This window comes from Acinetobacter sp. NIPH 817 (assembly GCF_000368405.1).
Taxonomy (GTDB): domain Bacteria; phylum Pseudomonadota; class Gammaproteobacteria; order Pseudomonadales; family Moraxellaceae; genus Acinetobacter.
Genome location: NZ_KB849420.1, coordinates 1,199,403 through 1,219,084, shown reverse-complemented (window position 1 = coordinate 1,219,084; position 19,682 = coordinate 1,199,403). Strand labels below are relative to the sequence as shown.

Annotated in this window: 18 protein-coding genes and 1 pseudogene; 9 read left to right on the top strand and 10 right to left on the bottom strand. The window is 34.3% G+C overall.

Annotation, left to right across the window (positions count from 1 at the left end; all coding sequences use genetic code 11):
• Positions 1–88 precede the first annotated feature (88 nt).
• Positions 89–1,375, bottom strand: a complete 1,287-nt coding sequence (locus F968_RS09365) for an MFS transporter (protein ID WP_004792499.1) — start codon at positions 1,373–1,375, stop codon at positions 89–91.
• A gap of 526 nt (positions 1,376–1,901) precedes the next feature.
• On the opposite strand from F968_RS09365, the pseudogene F968_RS09360 reads away from it, so the two are divergent.
• Positions 1,902–4,110: pseudogene (locus tag F968_RS09360) on the top strand (TonB-dependent siderophore receptor).
• Positions 4,111–4,165: 55 nt separating this feature from the next.
• Here F968_RS09360 and F968_RS09355 read toward each other — a convergent pair.
• Complete coding sequence (locus F968_RS09355) at positions 4,166–5,584, bottom strand: aspartate ammonia-lyase (protein ID WP_004792497.1); 1,419 nt, start codon at positions 5,582–5,584, stop codon at positions 4,166–4,168.
• Positions 5,585–5,997: 413 nt separating this feature from the next.
• Between F968_RS09355 and F968_RS09350 the strand changes: the two genes are divergently transcribed.
• The 4 genes from F968_RS09350 (at position 5,998) to F968_RS09335 (ending at position 9,077) form a co-directional block, all read left to right on the top strand.
• A complete protein-coding gene (locus F968_RS09350) occupies positions 5,998–6,180 on the top strand; it encodes a hypothetical protein (protein WP_004792496.1) in 183 nt (60 codons plus the stop codon).
• Between the two features lie 110 nt (positions 6,181–6,290).
• Positions 6,291–6,512: a hypothetical protein gene (locus F968_RS09345; protein WP_080645707.1), complete on the top strand. Its 222-nt coding sequence runs from the start codon at positions 6,291–6,293 to the stop codon at positions 6,510–6,512.
• A gap of 544 nt (positions 6,513–7,056) precedes the next feature.
• On the top strand, positions 7,057–7,950 hold the full coding sequence (locus F968_RS09340) for a LysR substrate-binding domain-containing protein (protein WP_004792494.1): 894 nt from the start codon (positions 7,057–7,059) through the stop codon (positions 7,948–7,950).
• A gap of 233 nt (positions 7,951–8,183) precedes the next feature.
• Positions 8,184–9,077: a LysR family transcriptional regulator gene (locus F968_RS09335; RefSeq protein ID WP_003651675.1), complete on the top strand. Its 894-nt coding sequence runs from the start codon at positions 8,184–8,186 to the stop codon at positions 9,075–9,077.
• 50 nt (positions 9,078–9,127) lie between these two features.
• Here F968_RS09335 and F968_RS09330 read toward each other — a convergent pair whose 3' ends face one another.
• From F968_RS09330 to F968_RS20450, 6 genes are all read right to left on the bottom strand, one after another.
• On the bottom strand, positions 9,128–10,300 hold the full coding sequence (locus tag F968_RS09330; RefSeq protein ID WP_004792493.1) for a thiolase family protein: 1,173 nt from the start codon (positions 10,298–10,300) through the stop codon (positions 9,128–9,130).
• A 65-nt stretch (positions 10,301–10,365) separates the two neighbouring features.
• Positions 10,366–11,775, bottom strand: coding sequence for a short-chain fatty acid transporter (locus F968_RS09325; protein ID WP_004792492.1), 1,410 nt, complete (start codon positions 11,773–11,775; stop codon positions 10,366–10,368).
• 115 nt (positions 11,776–11,890) lie between these two features.
• Positions 11,891–12,532, bottom strand: a complete 642-nt coding sequence (locus tag F968_RS09320) for a 3-oxoacid CoA-transferase subunit B (RefSeq protein ID WP_004792490.1) — start codon at positions 12,530–12,532, stop codon at positions 11,891–11,893.
• 1 nt (position 12,533) lies between these two features.
• Positions 12,534–13,238 (bottom strand): CoA transferase subunit A, encoded by a 705-nt coding sequence (locus tag F968_RS09315; protein WP_004792489.1) that lies wholly within the window; start codon positions 13,236–13,238, stop codon positions 12,534–12,536.
• A gap of 244 nt (positions 13,239–13,482) precedes the next feature.
• The gene (locus F968_RS09310; protein ID WP_004792488.1) at positions 13,483–14,364 is read right to left on the bottom strand and encodes a LysR family transcriptional regulator; all 882 of its coding nucleotides are present in this window, start codon (positions 14,362–14,364) and stop codon (positions 13,483–13,485) included.
• A 116-nt stretch (positions 14,365–14,480) separates the two neighbouring features.
• Complete coding sequence (locus tag F968_RS20450; RefSeq protein WP_004792487.1) at positions 14,481–14,870, bottom strand: hypothetical protein; 390 nt, start codon at positions 14,868–14,870, stop codon at positions 14,481–14,483.
• A gap of 188 nt (positions 14,871–15,058) precedes the next feature.
• Here F968_RS20450 and F968_RS09300 point away from each other — a divergent pair, with 188 nt between their 5' ends.
• The 3 genes from F968_RS09300 (at position 15,059) to F968_RS09290 (ending at position 17,164) form a co-directional block, all read left to right on the top strand.
• Entirely contained in the window at positions 15,059–15,886 is an 828-nt protein-coding gene (locus F968_RS09300) for an RsiV family protein (protein WP_004792486.1), read from the top strand.
• Positions 15,887–15,972: 86 nt separating this feature from the next.
• Positions 15,973–16,374, top strand: a complete 402-nt coding sequence (locus F968_RS20825) for a J517_1871 family lipoprotein (protein ID WP_004792485.1) — start codon at positions 15,973–15,975, stop codon at positions 16,372–16,374.
• Positions 16,375–16,825: 451 nt separating this feature from the next.
• Entirely contained in the window at positions 16,826–17,164 is a 339-nt protein-coding gene (locus tag F968_RS09290; RefSeq protein ID WP_004792483.1) for a hypothetical protein, read from the top strand.
• 176 nt (positions 17,165–17,340) lie between these two features.
• On the opposite strand, the gene F968_RS09285 is transcribed toward F968_RS09290, so the two are convergent.
• The gene (locus tag F968_RS09285) at positions 17,341–17,604 is read right to left on the bottom strand and encodes a hypothetical protein (protein WP_004792482.1); all 264 of its coding nucleotides are present in this window, start codon (positions 17,602–17,604) and stop codon (positions 17,341–17,343) included.
• A gap of 230 nt (positions 17,605–17,834) precedes the next feature.
• Between F968_RS09285 and F968_RS09280 the strand changes: the two genes are divergently transcribed.
• Positions 17,835–18,278 carry a BLUF domain-containing protein gene (locus F968_RS09280; RefSeq protein WP_051075359.1) on the top strand — a complete coding sequence of 148 codons (444 nt, stop codon included), beginning with the start codon at positions 17,835–17,837 and terminating at the stop codon, positions 18,276–18,278.
• 136 nt (positions 18,279–18,414) lie between these two features.
• Here the strand turns inward: F968_RS09280 and bla are convergent, their stop codons facing one another.
• Complete coding sequence (gene bla, locus F968_RS09275) at positions 18,415–19,269, bottom strand: putative subclass B3 metallo-beta-lactamase (RefSeq protein WP_004792480.1); 855 nt, start codon at positions 19,267–19,269, stop codon at positions 18,415–18,417.
• Positions 19,270–19,682 lie beyond the last annotated feature (413 nt).

Genomic DNA, 19,682 nt, shown 5'->3' with positions numbered 1-19,682 from the left:
ATAGAATACAGAACAAAAATGACTTTCTTATTATTTTAAAAAGATATTCTTCTAAAAAATCTCTAGAAGAATATCTATCTTTTACTTTTTAATGATCATGTTCTAAATAATCTGGTTTTTTCGGAAGCGCAAGGCTACACAAGAAACAGATAATCAGCATGACAATGACATATATAAAGAAGGTGTTTTCGATTCCGGCAGCTTTAAATTGCAAAGCAACCGAAGGTGCAGAACCACCAAAAATAGCATTACCTACCGCATATGAAAATCCTACCCCGAGTGCACGTACGTGAGGTGGGAACATTTCAGCTTTTACTAAACCACTAATAGATGTATAAAAACTCAAAATCATCATCATAAAAATGAGTAGCAAGGTAATGATGATCGGCGAATCTATATAATTAGGCATGCCAATTGCCATCACTGGATAGATAAAAATCGCAGATAATAAGCTAAAGGCCAGCATTGAAGAACGTCGCCCAATACGGTCCGAAATTGCACCAAATACAGGTTGAGCACACATATAGACAAATAGTGCGAAGGTCATAATATAACCAACGGTTTTTCCATCCATACCTAAATTAGTTAAATAGGTTTTTGAATAAACAGTTTCCACATAAAATGTTAATGAACCAGCAGAAGTGTATCCGACCACCAATAAAAAAGTTTTCCAATGCTTTTTAAAGAGTTCTCTTAAGCTGCCAGATTCTTTGCGTTCACTATCTTGATGAGAAAGGGTCTCTTCTAAACGACTCCGTGCCAGTAAAGATAGAATGGCAGCAATACCACCAATAACAAATGGAATACGCCAACCGCCATCAAGTAATTGTTGCTCACTTAAAAACGTTAATAAGATTACGCCAAGTAGGCTGGCAAGTAACTGGCCACCAGAAAGGGTGACATATTGGAAAGAGGAATAAAAACCACGTTGACCCTTTAAGCCTAATTCACTCATATATGTTGCTACAGCACCATATTCACCACCTACCGATAGACCTTGAAGTAAGCGTACGACTAGTAAAAGGAAAGGGGCAAATAAGCCAACTTGTTCATAAGTGGGTAGGGCTGCAAATAGAAAAGAGCTTAAAGCCATTAAGCAAATTGAGACAATCATTGATTTTTTTCGACCGTGTCGGTCTGCAATACGCCCAAATATCCAGCTACCAATAGGGCGCATAAAAAAGCTTGCTGCAAATACACCCCAAACATAAATCGATTTGGTCGTACTATCCATGTCTGGTGCAGTCAGAGCCTGAGTAAAATAAGCAGCAAATACTGCATAGATATAAAAGTCGAACCATTCGACCAAATTACCTGAAGCTGCGCCTACAATCCCTCGTATTCTGCTGCTCTTTTCTTCCTTAGTATATGTCATAGATATTCCGTCAGTTAGCAGAAAAAAATAGAAATTTTCAGATGTATTTAACAGGAAATAGAATGAATCTTTAGATATCACTCAATCCTGAGTACTTTCTTAGAATTCCTCTCCATTTATTTTTTATAATTTTAAACTCCCATTCTAGTGATTCTATGATCTTTTGTTCGATTTAAAGATATTTTTACCGATTATCGAACAATTCCTTAATTTAGTGAGTTGATCAATCCACCATAAACTTTATTTAAAATCAAACATCTAATTTATTAACCATCTTCTCTATAGTATCCCTCCTTGATCTAGATCCATTTCTGAGCTTAGTTTTATTTTGACTATTTGGTAATACTTAAAAAGTTATAGTCCCAATTTCAAAGAAAATAAATGAAATTTATATAATGATGATGCTTTATTACACAAAATTTACTTAATCTAAAAAATATATAATTTGTTGTTTATGGCTATTTGTAGCTGTATTCTTGCGTGGCTAAAAATATGGAATACTTCCGATTTTTAACACACTTATCTTATGCACGGTATGGGCAGGTAGTTATTCAATGGAAAGACGTTCGTTAAATCTTCACTTCATGACATGCTCTAAAACAGCATTGGCTTCATCTATTGCACTGATGACATCTGTGGTCTATGCAAATGAAGCGGAGGTTTCCCAGCTCCCAACCATTACTGTGAACGCCCCCCAAAATAATGATGCGCTATACACATCAAAGAAAGTTAATTTATCTGGTTTTCAAACAGGCGAAGTAAAGAAAGTTCCTGCATCTATTACCACCATTACCTCTGAGCGCATAGCAGATCAACATGCAAAAACACTAACTGATGTTATTAAAAATGATTCATCGTTAGGAGATGGCTACGCTGCTATTGGCTATTATCCAAACTTTGTAGCGCGTGGTTTTGCCCTCGATTTAGGCTCTAGTTATCTTATTAACGGCCATACTATACGTGGCGAGCAAAATGTAGCTTTAGAAAATAAAGAGCAAGTTGAGATTTTAAAAGGCATTTCTGCGATTCAAAGTGGCATGTCGACACCAGGTGGTGTTGTTAACTATGTAACCAAAAGACCTGCCGATGTTAAAACTATTACGGTCGATGCAAATTCGGAAGGTGGTTATACACTAGCAACGGATGTAGGCGGCTTTATTAATGATAATTTTGGTTATCGAGTCAATTTAGCGCATGAAAGTATTCACCCAAACATTGATCACGCAAATGGTAAACGTGAGTTTGGTTCAGTTGCTTTAGACTGGAAAATTAATGATCGCTCTAAATTACTGTTTGACATTGAAGCTCAGCATCAAAGCCAACGCTCAGTACCGGGTTATCAACTGCTTGATGGGCAAGAAGTACCAATAAATGTAGATCAAGACCGTTTGTTGGGTTATCAGTCTTGGAGTAAACCGGTTGTAAATAACACTGTAAATGCGAGTTTGAAATATCAATATGTATTTAACGATCAATGGAATGGTAGCTTAAGTGCATCACAAAGTCGTGTTGTGATTGATGATTACAGCGCTTTTCCATGGGCTTGTTATAGCAATGGGGTTTGCCAAAATAATACTTTTGATAAAGATGGTAATTACGGTATTTACGATTTTCGTAGTCCAGATGATACACGCATTACTAACCAGTTTTCTGCTGGGTTAAATGGTCAATTCAACACTGGCAATATTCAGCATCAAGTTGCTTTGGAACTGCAAAGAACTTATAAAACCTTAAAACGCTATAATTCCAATTCAATGGAGCTTGACCCTATCGGAGTAGGTAATATCTATGAAGAAACAAAGGATTATGCACCAGCTGAGATTGACTTAAGAAATTACTATAAAGCTCTAGAAAGTGATCAGACTGCTTTCACCATATCTGACCGAGTTCAATTTAACGATCAATGGTCAACTCAACTCGGTGGAAAACTTATTCACCTTGATGAACAAGCTTATGATCCAGATGGTCAGCAAAGCCGAGATACAGATTTAAATAAGTTTTTACCGCAATTAGCGCTTATGTATAGCCCAACTGCTACGACTAATTTTTATGCTTCATATGCCAAAGGTTTATCGGATGGTGGCGAAGCTCCATGGTATGCAGAAGCGAATGCTTATCAAGTCCTATCACCTAGAAATTCTGAACAATATGAACTTGGTGTTAAGCAACAAATTCGCAACTTTTTGGTAACAGCAGCTATTTTTGATTTAAAACAAGACAATCAATATACGACTACAAATTCTGCAGGAAAATTAGAATTTGTTGAGCAAGGTGAACAGCACAATCAAGGTATTGAGTTAGGTTTAACTGGTGCCCTAACCGATACAGTTGACGTAAGCTCTGGCATTACATACACCAAATCTCGTCTTGTTGATATTGATAGTGACAGCTACAAAGGTCATCAAACTCAGAATGTACCGAAAGTACGCGCAACTGCGCAGTTATCTTATAAAGTACCTTCAGTTGAAGGGTTAAGATTACTCAGTGGTATGCAATACAGTAGCAGTAAATATGCAAACAAAGAGGGAACGGCAAAAGTAGGTGGCTATAGCGTCTTTAATATTGGTGCTGCCTATAAAACAAATTTTGCTGGGCATGACACGACCTTCAGATTCAATATTGATAACTTATTTAATAAGAAATATTGGCGTGATGTAGGGGCATTTATGGGTGATGACTACCTATTTTTAGGTAACCCACGTACAGCTCAGTTCTCTACAACTTTCAGTTTTTAAAATATAGAACACATAAAAAAGGAGCTTATAAAAGCTCCTTTTTTATTTTCAGGAATTAAGCCGACATTTTTGGTTTAACCATATTATTAATCGACAAGATATCATCAAGCACTTGTGCTGATAATAAGCCTTCGTTCTGAACGAGTGCCAATACACTTTGTCCAGTTTCATTTGCAGTTTTAGCAATACGAGTTGTAGTTTCATAACCCAAATATGGGTTAAGTGCAGTCACAATACCAATTGAGTTTTCAACTAAAGCTTTACAATGCTCAGGGTTTGCCGTAATCGTATCAATACATTTACTTTGGAACATTGCCATCGCGTTACCAAGCAAATCCATAGATTCAAATAGTTTGAATGCAATAAGTGGTTCCATTGCATTTAACTGTAATTGACCAGCTTCAGCAGCTAAAGTTACAGCCAAATCATTTGCAATAATTTGGAAGCAAGCAAGGTTCATCGCTTCAGGAATAACTGGGTTTACTTTACCCGGCATGATCGAACTACCCGGTTGACGAGCTTCTAAGTTAATTTCATTAATACCAGTACGTGGGCCACTTGAAAGTAAACGCAAGTCATTGGCAATTTTTGAAAGTTTAGTAGCAGTACGTTTTAATAAACCAGATAAAAGAACAAAGTCACCCATATCTGAAGTTGCTTCGATTAAGTCAGGAGCAGACTTAATTTTCTTACCAGAAATTTTTCCAAGCGCTTGAATCGCAAGTTCACGGTAACTATATTCAGTGGTAATTCCCGTACCAATCGCCGTACCACCAAGGTTCATATAAGCTAAAACATTTGGAATAAGCGTATTAATTTGTTCCAGATCTTTTTGTAGAGTTACTGCAAAAGCACCAAACTCTTGACCTAAGGTCATAGGCACAGCATCTTGTAACTGAGTACGGCCCATTTTTAAGATGTGAGCAAACTCTTGAGATTTATTACGGAAACTTAAAATTAAGTTATTAAAAGGAAGATTTAGTTCATCTAAGCTCAATAACAAACCTAAGCGAATCGCAGTAGGGTAAACGTCATTTGTTGACTGTGACATGTTAATGTCGTTATTAGGATGTAGATACTGATATTGACCTTTAGAATGTCCCATATATTCTAAAGCAACATTCGCCAATACTTCATTTGCATTCATATTGGTTGAAGTACCAGCACCGCCTTGCATCATATCAATCGGGAATTGGTCGTGAAAATTACCGCGAATAAGTTGATTACAGCTGTATTCAATCGCTTCAAATTTAGTTTGATCTAAGCTTTTAAGATTATAGTTCGCTTCAGCACAAGCAAGTTTTACCATTGCTAATGCTTTAATTAAATGAGGGAAGTTTCCAACTTTGCTTTGCGTTAAGTTAAAGTTTTCTAGAGCACGTAATGTTTGAACTCCGTAATAATCATTATTATTGATTTCTCTATAACCAATAAGATCCTTCTCAATACGGGTGGTAATTTCAGCGTTCATCATTAAACTTCGAATTAGTAGAGTAGATAATTCATATTAGATTTCGAAATGCTTCACTTCTAATGCATTTATCAAGTTAATTATGCATTTTTTGCATATCAATTTTTTCCTTTTCTAAACCTAAAAATAGAAAAACTTTTTTCTTCACAAATTACATCTAAATTTTATTTTGTAAATTAATGGTTTACTTTTTAGATAAATTAAAAATAAAAAGTTCTATGATGAACGAAATGAAGATGTAATTTGAAAAAGAGCTGCATGCAAAATATTAGACTTATTAATTTAAGTGAAATATCAACTAAATTAATGAGGATAATTAAACCAGAAATGTAGTTTGTCTAATAAATTTATATAAAAATGTGATGCATTTCACATAAAAGGCACTATAATACGAAAAAATCTTAGTTTTTAAGTTTATGTTAAAAGTCACAGCCGCATTAATCATTTTGGGTAGCTTTACATACTATGTACTTTTTCATGGTGAAGAGAAAAGTGAGTCTAAAACTTCCCGTTTACTAAAAGACGCAGAGCAATCAATTGCTTCTGCCGAAAGTTCTGTAAACAAGGCCAATAGTATTGTGCCCCTATCTTACAAGTAGTATCAGTTCTTAGTTTAACCATTTTATATTATCCATCAAAATATTGTTTTATCTAAATTTTATTGAAATTTTGATAAAAGACTGTATGTATAGAGACAAAATTCATGAGAATGAAGTTTATCGCCTATGATCCCAATTCTGGGGAAAAAGTAAGCTTAAAAGAGCATATCCATCACATGGATAAATACACCACTTATATCTTTTTTAGTGATGAAAAAGATAATATGGTATTCAATCCGCAGAAAAAGCAAGTTTTTGAAATTACTCAATATACAGCGAATATGATGGTTGAAATTTCAAGAAAGCTATATTATCTAATTGGTGAATATTAAAAATTTGTTTCAGGTCAATCTCAGGTAGATACTTTAGTTGAATAGTCAGGTTTATTTAGTTGAACTATACTGCAAATATATCTTCTGATTTGAACTAGTTGATTAGGTCAGAAAGCTTAAATCCTGAAATAATCAAATTAGCAAAATTTTAGTTTTACATTCCGTATTCTTCCCCAAGGTGCGGACTTTTTTTATAAAAATTAAGACTTGATAAAACGATGAGGGTATTTTTAGTTTTTATTAAAGCTTAAATGGTTATTTACTTGATTTATATCAACCTTACTTTTTGATTTAAAATAATTTTTAGAATAATAATTTTATATTTGTATGAGTTGTTGCGCTAAATGAAAGTCTTTTATTCTCTTACACTCTTTTCTATGTCAGAATTATTAAATACTTACTTTTATCGTTTGGCTTTGCCATCCTTCCATCGCATTTTTGCAGGTACTCCCATGTTTTATATTTTTCATTCATCTATTCAGCTATTTATTCAGCTTCCCAACCAGACAAATTAAGGACATAACTATAAAAAGGGAATGCAAAAATGAACTTAGAAGTACGTTGGGTAGAAGACCTTTTGACACTTGAACGAGAGCGTTCTATTTCAAAAGCAGCCGAAAAACGATTTATTAGTCAATCTGCTTTTACGCGTAGAATTCAGCAAATAGAAGAGATGATTGGTGCTGAAGTTATTATTCGAAATAATAAAAATAATATTGAATTTACCGACATTGGGCGAATTATGTTGGTCATGTCTAAAAATATTGAGAAGCAGGTAGAAGAAACAGCCAAGCTGATTAAAAATATCAAAAATGAAACCGAATCAACGATTCGTTTCTGTGTTGTCCATTCATTAGCATCAGGTTTTTTGACTACTTTTTTAAAAAAATTCCCAACGTTTATGCGTGATTTAAAAATTGAAATTGTCGCGACGAATAGTGGTGAAGGCTTATCTCTTTTAAAAGAAGGCGCCTGTGATTTTATGATTTGTTATGCAGATCGATCTAATATTAATCGGGTTGGTGATGATATTTTAAGTGGCATCAAGATTGCTGAAACAGAGATTGTTCCAGTATCAGCTACCGAAGCCGACCATACGCCTAAGCATACAATTCAGAGTAATTTTTCATTACTTGCTTATAGTAAGCATGCATATTTACGAAAATTGGTAGATCAACTGATCGAAGGTAAACTGATCTATAAAACTTTATATGAGACTGACAATGCCACCAATTTGAAAGAACTTGTGCTACAAGGTCTAGGTGTCGCATGGATTCCAAAAATTAATGTAGAGGAAGATCTCGCTACCGGAAAATTGGTCATGTTGGATCATCATGAGTATTGTCTGCCACAAGATATTTATATTTTTAAAAATAACTTGAGTGATAACAAATCAGTTCAGCAAATCTGGAAGGGCTTCCAAACTCAGCATGATTAAAATTTATAATGATATGTGATGTATTCAACATATTTACATACAAAGTAATCAATTAAAGAGCTCATACCTTTGTCTTTGTGATGAAAGGCTTTATAAAGCATTGCTCATGGTCTAGATTCTTTGTTAATTTAGACCATATATCAATAATTCAGAAATTTAGTGGGCATTTCTATATATGCTGTACTTGATTTCATTCCTTTTGAATGGATTATTTGATCCAGACGGAGACAATTTTGTTTGATCTAGATAGTAGATTACTAAATATTTTTTATCATATTTATCGGTTTAAAAGCGTTTCAATGGCTGCCGATGCTATTGGCCTTACACAACCGAGTGTTAGTAATGGACTTAACAAAATCCGTCAACATTTTAATGATCCACTTTTTATTCGTGTTGGAAATGAAATGATTCCAACCGAATTGGCTAAAGAAATCTTTCCGCTCATTAGTGAAGTGATTGATAAAGTTGAAAGCATTAATAACTTTAGTGTGAACTTTGATCCGCTAACTTCAGATCAGCTTTTTACAATTGCCATGACAGATGTCTCTCATCTGGTTTTATTACCGCAATTAACCAACTATTTGAAAGAAAAAGCGCCTTTAATTCGCTTAAATATTAGGCCGATTACGCCAGAAACCAGCTACCAAATGGCAAATGGTGAAATTGACCTCGCAATTGGTTTTTTACCCCAATTAGAAGAAGGCTTTTACCAACAAAAGTTTTTTAAACAGCATTATGTGGTGATTAGCTCTAAAAGCCATCCTCGTTTAGACCCAAATAATTTCACTTTAGATGATTATATGCGCGAATATCATATTGATATTGATGCAGGAATTGGCCATTATCATATTAAAAATGAATTACAGAACAAAGGATTGGATCGAAATATTTTAATTCGATTACCAAGTTATTTAGGCGTGGGATTAGTGGTACAAGAAACAGATGCGATTGCAACGGTACCGTATTATTTAAGTCAAGTCTTATTGGTGAGAGAAAATTTACAGATTTTACCGGCGCCTCTAGACTTCCCAACTTATGATGTTAAACAACATTGGCATATGTCGTGCCATCATAAAAGTAGTCATAAATGGTTCCGACAAACCTGTTATGAACTTTTTAAAGTCTAAAAAAAAGAAGGTGTAAGAAAAACGCTTACACCTTCTGCGTGGTTTGATTTTTAGATTTCAATTGCGACAGCTGTAGCTTCACCACCACCAATACATAATGCGGCAACACCTTTCTTTTTACCTAGTCGTTTTAAAGCATAGATAAGAGAAAGAATAATTCTTGAGCCTGTTGCGCCAATAGGATGGCCTAAAGCACAAGCACCACCATGTACGTTGACTTTTGCTTCATCGATACCTAACTCATGAATTGGGGCCATTGCCACCATGGCAAATGCTTCATTAATTTCCCAAGCATCTACTTCGTCAACTGACCAACCAGCACGCTCAAGTACTTTTTGAATCGCACTAATCGGGGCAATGGTAAACTCGCTTGGATGCTGCGAATGAGTTGAAGTTGCAACAATTTTTGCCAAAGTATTTAAGTCATGGCTTTGAGCATATTCTTCAGTCGTAAGTACTAACGCAGCAGCACCGTCAGAAATTGAGCTTGAGTTTGCAGCTGTAATTGTCCCATCTTTACTAAAAGCTGGGCGTAATGTTGGGATCTTCTCAAGATTGGCTTTTAATGGTTGTTCATCTTGATCGATAACTTCAACACCTTTACGTGTTTTGACTTCAACAGGAACAATTTCTTCTTTGAAATAACCTTCGGTAATGGCAGTTTGCGCTTTTTTCAAAGAAGAAATCGCAAAGTTATCCATTTGCTCACGTGTAAAACCTTTGGTGTTTGCCATGTCTTGAGCAAAAGAACCCATTAAGCGGCCTGTTTCTGCATCTTCAAGACCATCTAAAAACATATGGTCTTTAATTTCACCGTGACCCATACGGTAACCACCGCGAGCTTTCGGCAAAATATAAGGCGCATTGGTCATAGATTCCATACCACCTGCAACAATAATATTGGCACTACCAGCTTTTAATGTATCTGAAGCCATTAACACCGCTTTCATAGCAGAACCACACAGTTTATTAATGGTGACTGCACCCACATGATCTGGTACACCAGCTTTACGCATCGCCTGACGAGCAGGGCCTTGACCTATGCCTGCACTCAATACGCAACCAAAAATAACTTCATCTACTTGGTCTGGTGCAACACCTGCACGTTGAATAGATTCGCGAATTACAGCAGCGCCAAGTTCTGGTGCGGTTAAAGCGGATAGGCTGCCTTGAAAACCGCCCATTGCAGTACGGCTACCTGAAACTATAACAATTGAACTCATCTGAATATCTCTTATTGATGTATTTGCTAAATTTGCCTTTAGCCGAAACCAAAGGCTCCAGTAAATTAAAAAGTGGGTGGGGTGTAGCTAAGCGTTCTTCCAAAGAACCACAATAAAAATAAAACTAACGGAAAATGCACAACGAGCTGAGTGACTGTAAAACCAATCACATCTTTTGCTTTTAATTTTAAAATACCTAACATTGGAAGCATAAAGAATGGATTGATCAAATTTGGTAAAGCTTCAGCTGCATTATAAATTTGTACAGACCAGCCTAAATGAACTTTTAAATCATTTGCTGCTTGCATGACATATGGGGCTTCGATAATCCATTTTCCACCACCTGAAGGTACAAAGAACCCAAGGATGGCAGAGTAAATTCCCATCACAATTGCGAAGGTTTCTTTTGAAGCAATTGAAACGAAAAATTCAGCAACATAGTGCGAAAGCGATAAATCTTGGCTGTTTAAAGCTTGCGTCATAATAAAGGCGATGCTTCCGTAAAGTGGAAACTGAATCAAGATTCCTGATACGGCTGGAACTGCTTTTGCAACAGCATTTAAAAAGTTTCTTGGTGTTCCATGCAACGCTAGACCAAGCATTAAGAAAACAAAGTTGTATGTGTTTAAGCTTGAAATAGCGATGATTGGATTACTTTTTGAAAATTCAAAAAACATCCAGATTAAGCCTAAAGCAACCACAATAATCGTTAAAATCGGCGAGTTTTCTAACCAGTCACCCGGACGCGTTGATTTCTCCTCATGTGTTTTGTCTTCTTCAAATTGAACGTCAAAACTATCAATCGTTTTAACATTATTACCTTTTGGAGCTGACCAATACGCGATCGCAATTGAAACAATCACCAAAATAATGGTCATCGCAATTGATTGCCAAAGGAAAATCGTTTCGGTAAATGGAATAACACCTGTCAGGTTATAAATTGACTCAGGTAAACTGGTTTTATTTGCCTGAAGTTGTGCTGCCGAAGAACTGATTCCAAGAGCCCACGTTGCTCCCATACCAATAATTGCCGCCGCTGCCGCTGCACGGTAATCCATATTCAGCTCTTTACGTTTTGCTAATGCAATCACTAAAAGTGCAGTAAGAATCGTGCTTACAGCCCAATTGACCAGTGAAATTAACAAACTAACCGTTGCTACCAAAACAATAGCACCACGTCCAGAATTTGGAATACGCGCCATTTTTTGAATCAGAAACTTTACGGGCTTAGATACAGAAACGACATAACCCACAATAATGAGCATCGTCATTTGCAGGGTAAAGGGAATAAGACTCCAGAAACCATTCCCGAAAGAAGTCGCGACATCGTGAATTGGCGCACCAATACCTAAAGCGGCAACTGACACGATAATGACGCCGAGTAATGCAAAAATATATGAATCAGGAAACCATTTTTCAGACCAGTCACTAATCCGAAGAGCAAATCTTTCAAAAATTCCTTGCTGTTTTTCCATAGCTGAAAAATCCTTCTAGTTCTTATTTATAAACAGCACATCCGGTGCTTAAAAGGGTTAAGACTTAAGCTCACTTTCTAACTTAAGTCTTATATTTCTTACTAAAAATTAAAATTTATGCGACTAAGGTTTTGTAAAATTCGACGCCTGTAACAGCTTGAATTTGTTCAAGCGTGACATCTTTAGCAAGTTCAATCAGCTCAACACCTTGTGGAGTAATGTCCATTACACCTAGGTCAGTAATTACGCGATGAACCACACCTTTACCTGTTAAAGGCAAACTACAGTTTTTCACAATTTTTGGCGTACCATCTTTTGCACAATGTTCCATAAGCACAACAACTTTTTGAACACCAACAACCAAGTCCATTGCACCACCCATACCTTTGACTTTCTTACCTGGAATCATCCAGTTAGCCAAGTCACCATTTTCAGAAACTTCCATTGCACCTAAAATGGCAATGTTTACATGGCCACCACGGATCATGGCAAAAGATTCTGAGCTTGAGAAAAAAGCAGCGCCAGGGCGAGCAGTAACTGTTTGTTTACCCGCATTAATCAAATCAGCATCAACCGTTTCTTCAGTTGGAAACTCGCCAATACCTAATAAACCGTTTTCAGATTGAAGCCAAACATTAATATTTTCAGGAATATAGTTGGCAACTAGAGTAGGTAAGCCAATACCTAAATTGACATAAAAACCGTCTTCAAGTTCTTTTGCAGCACGTTGTGCCATTTCATTACGTGACCAAGCCATTTTATACTGCCTCCGTGCTTAAAGTTTTATGCTCAATGCGTTTTTCAGGTGATGCATTCAGTACAATACGGTTTACATAAATACCAGCTAAATGAATTTCATCCGGATCCAATTCACCAATTTCAACAACCTGTTCAACTTCTGCGATTGTAATTTTTCCAGCCATCGCACATTCAGGATTAAAATTTTGAGCAGTTTTACGGAATACTAAATTCCCCGCTTTATCTGCTTTATAGGCTTTAACAAGAGCAACATCTGCTGTTAAAGATTCTTCTAAAATGTAGTTTTTGCCATGAAAAGTACGTTCTTCTTTACCTTCAGCAATGAGTGTACCGACGCCAGTCTGAGTATAAAATGCTGGAATTCCTGCACCGCCAGCACGTAACTTTTCAGCTAAAGTACCTTGTGGTGTAAGTTCTACATCAAGTTCACCATTTAAATATTGGCGCTCAAATTCTTTGTTTTCACCAACATAAGAAGAAATCATTTTTTTGATTTGTTTGGTTTGAAGCAAAATACCTAAACCAAAATCATCTACACCTGCGTTATTCGAAATACAAGTAAGACCAGTCACACCACTTTGCTTAACTGCAACAATCAGTTTTTCAGGAATTCCGCATAAACCAAAACCGCCAACGGCAAGTGTTTGATTATCTGCTATAACGTCTTTCAGTGCTGCCTCTGCATTGGCATAAACTTTATTCATTCTATTGTTATCCTATATCCCTTAGTAATCTTAGTTTTAGCATCTCAATTCGTGTTATAGAAGTTAATTTTTTTAAAGGATTAATGAGTATATTCAATGAATGCTATCAAATTAACAACAAAAAATTAGACGTATATAACGTTTAAACCTTTAATAAATCAGATTAAAATATTGAAAAATATGATAATTAAAAATTTAACTTAGCCTTGTGCTTAGTTCGTCCTAAAAATACAGTCTTTAATTTTTAAAATTTATATTGAACCAAAGCCTCAATAAATTGAGTTGAAATATTTGAAATTTCAAAGTTCTTTTTATAAACAATTCCTACAGTCTTATGAATAGATTCATCCTTTAATTCAATCAATACGTTATGTTCTTTATCAATGTGTTTAGCAAAGTGCCTTGGAATCGCACTTACTCCAATTCCATAAGCCACAAAACTTGAAAGTGATGAAATTTGATGACATTCAACTTTCAAATCGAGCGTTATATTATTTCGCAAACAATTTTGCTCAACTAAATATCGAACAATTGAAGGTTTTTGTAAGGTCACGAATGGATTTGAACAAAGCTCATGCCATGTAATAGAAGGTAATTGAGCGAGTGAATGAGTCTTAGGTAATAAAGCTAAGAAATCTTCTTCGAATAGTGGCTTGAATTCTAAGCCCTCAGTGAGATCAGGTTCAAAGCAGATACCAAGTTCAAAAATACCGTCTTGTACTTTTTCTATAATGGTCTCATTTGGAATATCTTGAATTGAAAAGTTCAGGTTGGGATGAAGTTCCAAAAATTGATGAATCACCTCAGGTAAAATTGCATGAGTCACAAAGGGCATTGAGGCAATACTTAAGGTTCCACGATTGAGCTTAAAACGTTGTTTGACATCGTTCTCCATTTCATCCCAATTCGCGAGTAATTTTTTAGCATAGGGAATGAGGGATTTACCTTCTTGGGTAAGCTCAACACGACGTGTATTACGGTTAAACAATTTACCGCCTAACTCTTCTTCTAAACTCTTGATGGTGAGACTTAAAGCAGACTGGCTTAGATGTAGCTCTAAAGATGCATTGGCATAGTTAAGTGTACGCGCAAGAGCTAAAAAAGCTTTTAATTGTTTAAGCGTCATTTCATTCCTTTAGATTGCTCAGCTCACCTAGAAGGGTAATTTATACGAAAATTTGTCTAATATGATGTTTTTTGACAAAAAATTATGAAAAAGAAAGTAGAGAACAATGTGCTGAATTATTTTAGTAAATTTTCCAAGCAGAATTCATCAGTATTATTTGCAAAATATAGAGCCATTCCAACGACATGAAAAAATAAATAACCTAGCCAAATTGCTTGAGGGGCAACTTTTAAGCCTTCTAATAAAATAGTTGTTGAATAAATTGCTACTAAAAAAGTGAAGAAGATAATGTATGTAGTACTGGCTACAAATTTATATTTCGGTGCTAATTGAGGAACTTTATAGCCAATCCAAATTTGCATACCACAATTTATGATCAGGGCTATTATAGCTACAAGTATTTCTGGTGCATTTAAAAATTCTAAAGAAAGCTGTTCGCTGATGAAAATGATTTGCCACAGTACAAACATACCTAAAGGGTATAATATAAATTTAATCCACATCATATTTTGTTTTCTTATCAAGATTTTACATTGGTATTCTATTGAATAATTATGATTACATAAATGCGGTTTATCAAAAAAAACTATATCTCAATATAAAGACAGTATTAATTCAATTAAAATATTTGTGAATTTTAAATTCTTTAAAACTTAATTTAAAAGATAAATGAAATTGTGTAAGGGTAATATTAATGAATAAAACTATGCTTGGCTTGGTCGTAATACCACTTATATTAAGTGGCTGTGTTAAAAAAGCTGAGGAGAAACCTGTAGAAAAAGCAGAAAAAACGTCCAATATAAAAGCTAATGAAGACTCTCAAAAAGAAGAAAATCAAATTCCTGCAATGATAGCGAGTAGTTTTCTTGTGAAATTTGAACAACCCAAAATTTGTGGACCTAATCCAGATGTTGAGGGTGTTGTATGTACTTCTAAAGAAGCAATTGCACTTAAAAGTAATATTGGTTGGATTGATCAAGTCATTGATAAAGAAATCCGTAAAGATTATGCAGATGCACTTACTCCTGCATCAGAAAAGCAAAAGCAATTAAATCAAACCCAAGCTGAGGGGCTTAATAACTGGTCAGAAAGTGTAGTTTATCGCTTTAATGGACAATTTGGTCAATATGTTCAAATTTCGAAAGTTAGCTCGGAATATTCTGGCGGAGCTCATGGTATATCTACTTTTGAAGATTATATCTTTGACTTAAAAAGCAAAAAGCGCATTGGGCTAAAAGATATTGTAGTCAATGGAAAAATGGATGCACTTAAAGATGCTTTATGGAAACAGTACGAATATTGGTGCCAAGAAAATGATATGGAACCCTCTATTAGCAAAGAAGACTTTAAAGTAAGTGAAAATTTCTATATCAATCAATCGGGTGGTGTTACTTTTGATTATCAGCTTTACGAATTGGCTCCATATGCCGCAGGTCCTGTGAGTTTAGAACTGTATGATACAGATCAACTGATAAAATCAGACTTTTTACCGCCAATGCCTACTTTAAAAACTGAAATGTAGGATTAATAAATTACTCAAACCACCTTCAGGTGGTTTTTTATTTTCTGAACTGTTAAATTTTACTCATAATTAAAATGGATAATTTCATGAAAAAGATAGTTGCATTAAGCTTAATTTTTTTATTAAGTGGGTGTGTAAGCCCAACTACTCAAATGACTAATAATAATTTTAGCGAACTGCAGCCTTCAACACCTTCAATATCAGGCATATGGACGATTTCGATCAGCCCAAGCATATCAACCATAAAATTAGAAGCAGATGGCAATGGCATACTTTGTGACGATACGAGTGGACACGTTGTCTTCAACAAAATTAAGTATGCAAATAATATGATTTACATTGAAAATGGTATGACTCTAGAAGTTAAAATTCTGAACAAAGATATGATTGAAGCTAGAACAATTTTAAGTGCCTCTAATTCAAATATGGTCTACAAAGCTGATAATGACTTACAGGCAGCTTCATTAAAGTGTGTCAAAGAATTATAGATAACCACCTTTATAAAACCTCAATAGTTTTTTATGGCCATGAGAAAAACAAAGTTGGCATAAAAATCCTGTCTGGTCATTGTTGTTCATTCATCAGTTATTTGACTATTACCAGATTTAGAAAAGGTAATTAACTATTCCAAACAGTTTTTGTAATAATTTGTGGTAGATTGTTAACAATTAAGGTTTTGATAATATTTTCGTGTAGCATTTTGGGATTAAAAAAATAAAATCTCAAGGTAAAATGAAATGAATAAGATAACCCTAGTTTTGCTAGCTGCTCTTCTTTTTTGTATTTTAGCTAACTATGAAAGTTTCAACTTATTAAAACTTCATGAAACTGCCAGTAGTGAAATTAACAAAACTCTTCCTAAAAACTAATCTACCTAAGGATGTTTTTTTTATATCTTAAGCTCTTAAATTTTAATTATTAATAATAAAGGGTAATTTCATGAAGAAAACTTTAATTGGAGCTTTATTCTTGATGTTTGGAGCCTCGGTAAGTGCAGCATCAAAAATTGAAAAAGAGGGAACAAAAAAATTCTCAATTATGAAGCAGTGTATTGAATGGTTAGATTCTAAATATCCAAATAATAAATGGCATAAAGATGAAGGTACGTCTTGGAGTTTAGAAAATGATAATTCAAATTTTTTATCTGGGATTACTCATGTCCCTAGTGAAGAAAATAAAAAACTGACACATCCAATTGTGATTTATTGCAAATTAAAAGAAACAAGTGCAGATGGTGTTTTCTATGAAGGAAAATATATTGTCATAGAGGCTATTTAGTCTCAGAATTTAATTGAAAAAACCACTCAATGAGTGGTTTTTTATAGCTGAACAAATTTAACAAACTCATTGCCAAGAACAATTTCTATATGATTGGCTTGCTACGCCAGTAGTGATTTAAAAACTTTAAGGAATGCCTATTTCCTAAGCTTCTATTTTATTTATACAGCTATATCTTAAGAGGGCCTGACTTTAGTTTTCTTTGTCAAAATCTTGATAATTTTAAAAACTTGATTATCTAGCTTTATCTTTTGATGAACAGTTGCATTGTCGAGCTGATCCCACAACTCAAATGGGAAAAACTCTGAACTATGATCAAATACCCATAACCATTGATAACTATTGTTAAGCGTATTTACATCAAAACGTACATCCTGAACTTTGACAATCTTAAGTTGTTTATGATGTTCGTCTTGAAGAATAATTTCATGGTTCTCCATTAGACATCCACAAATTAAAGATAATTTTTAATTTTACTGAAATTAATACTTTTTAGTGAGTTTGTTAGTTGGCTTTAATTTACAAAAGATTTCGAGTTGTTAAAGTTTGTCATTTTCAAAAATGATAATAATCTTTACTCTTGAAATACAAGGTTTTAAGTAGGCCACATTGTAAGGATAGTATGTAAGTGTCAGAATGCACCATTGACATTTATCTTCGAGTTATCGCTATGAGTTTAATAGGCTTTATGTATGCAAGTAAAACTAATAGTGAACATAATCAAATAAAACAAGATTTAATTGATATCCTTACAGAAGCAGTCAAATTCAACTCTTATAATGATATTACAGGAGTGCTTTACTATGGTAATGGGTATTTCTTGCAGTACTTAGAGGGTGACAAAGAACAAGTTGAATCACTATTTTATAATTCAATTTTGAAAGATTCGCGACATCAGAACTGTGAAATTATCTTTTCGGAACCATCCGAGCAGCGATTATTTAAACATTGGAGTATGAAATTTGCTCCTATAAATACGAAAATAAAAGATTTCTTTTTTCATCATCATGTTGATGAGTTTAATCCGTATTTGCTTAACACTACATCAATTCCATCTTTTATTGAATTACTTGTAGATCAACCTAATTTGAAAGTGGATCAATATCAAGTTTAATCAATATTATAATTTTTGATTAAATATAACTCGAACAGAAAAATAGTAAAGGGCGACTATATTAGAGCTTCTAAAAAAGCCCTACATAATCAGGGCTTTTAAATTTGAATCAAATATAGATATTACAACTTAATATTTATGGATGACTACTAACTAGTGATTTTTCAAACGCCATTTCCGCATCTTTTACAATACTAAAAAGTTTTTCTGGCTGAATAAATGCATTGGGTTGACCAGCATCTTTACGCGCCTTATTGCCCAAGACATCTGCAACTTCTGGATGGCTAGTAAGCACAATATCTGCCTTCATGTTTTTCAAACGCTCAAAGCTCTTACGATAATCTTCAACAATATTTGGATACTGATGATTATTTTGTAAAACATTGCCAGCTACGCAGAGACTGCAAGGGAAAACTACATTTAAGTTTTCCCCATTAGATTTAACTTCAGTTGACCAAGTTGTACAACCAGGAGTGTGACCTGGCGTAAGCGTGGCTTTTAGTCTAAATTTACCTAGTTTAACTACTTCTCCATCGTGAATGACTTTATCAACTTTAACTGGAGTAAAAGGAATAGTTTGGAAGGTGTTTTCACCTATAGGTTTTTCTATTTCTAAAGCCTGAACATCCTGCTGCATTGCAATTAATTTAGCACCAGTATCTTGTTTAATGCGTGCAAGCGCACCTACATGGTCCCAATGAGCATGGCTTGTAACCATAATTTTTACATCTGATAACTTAAAACCTAATTGTTTAATGTTCTGCTCTATTTGCTCTGTATTTTCTGGAAGGCCCGTATCTATCAATAGAGCTTGATGGCCAGAAGCTAACAAATAAGCTGCAAGACCGTGAGTACCTACATAGTATATATTTTCAGTAATTTGGAATGGCTGAGTATTTTGAGTCCAGTTGTCGGGTAACTTTAATGGTGCAGCTGAGGTAGATAGAGAAGTCAGTAATATACTTCCTATAAACAGCATCTTTTTCTTCATCTTAATTGGACTCGTAGGTTGATCGCAGTAATTAAAGTTTTATATTTTAACGCCTTTGCCATGATTAGACCCTAATCTATTGATGAAAAATCTAATTATTCGTATAAAAAATTTCTGATTAATTGTTAATGTAAAGGATGGAATGTATTTAGTAATGAGGAGTTAACCTCCTTAATATTCATTAAGTTAATTTAATGATGTAATTAAACTAATTTAAAAAATATATTATTTAATTATCTTTATTAAATAATATAGAGATATTAATTTAATTTACTCAATAATTAATAAGTTTTATTAAAAAATAATGGTTTCTAAAATAGTTGTGTTTTACCACTCAATCAACGTAAATTACTGTAATTTATTGCTATTTTAAAAATTAAATAAATTACATTGTTTTTAAATATTTTAGTGAT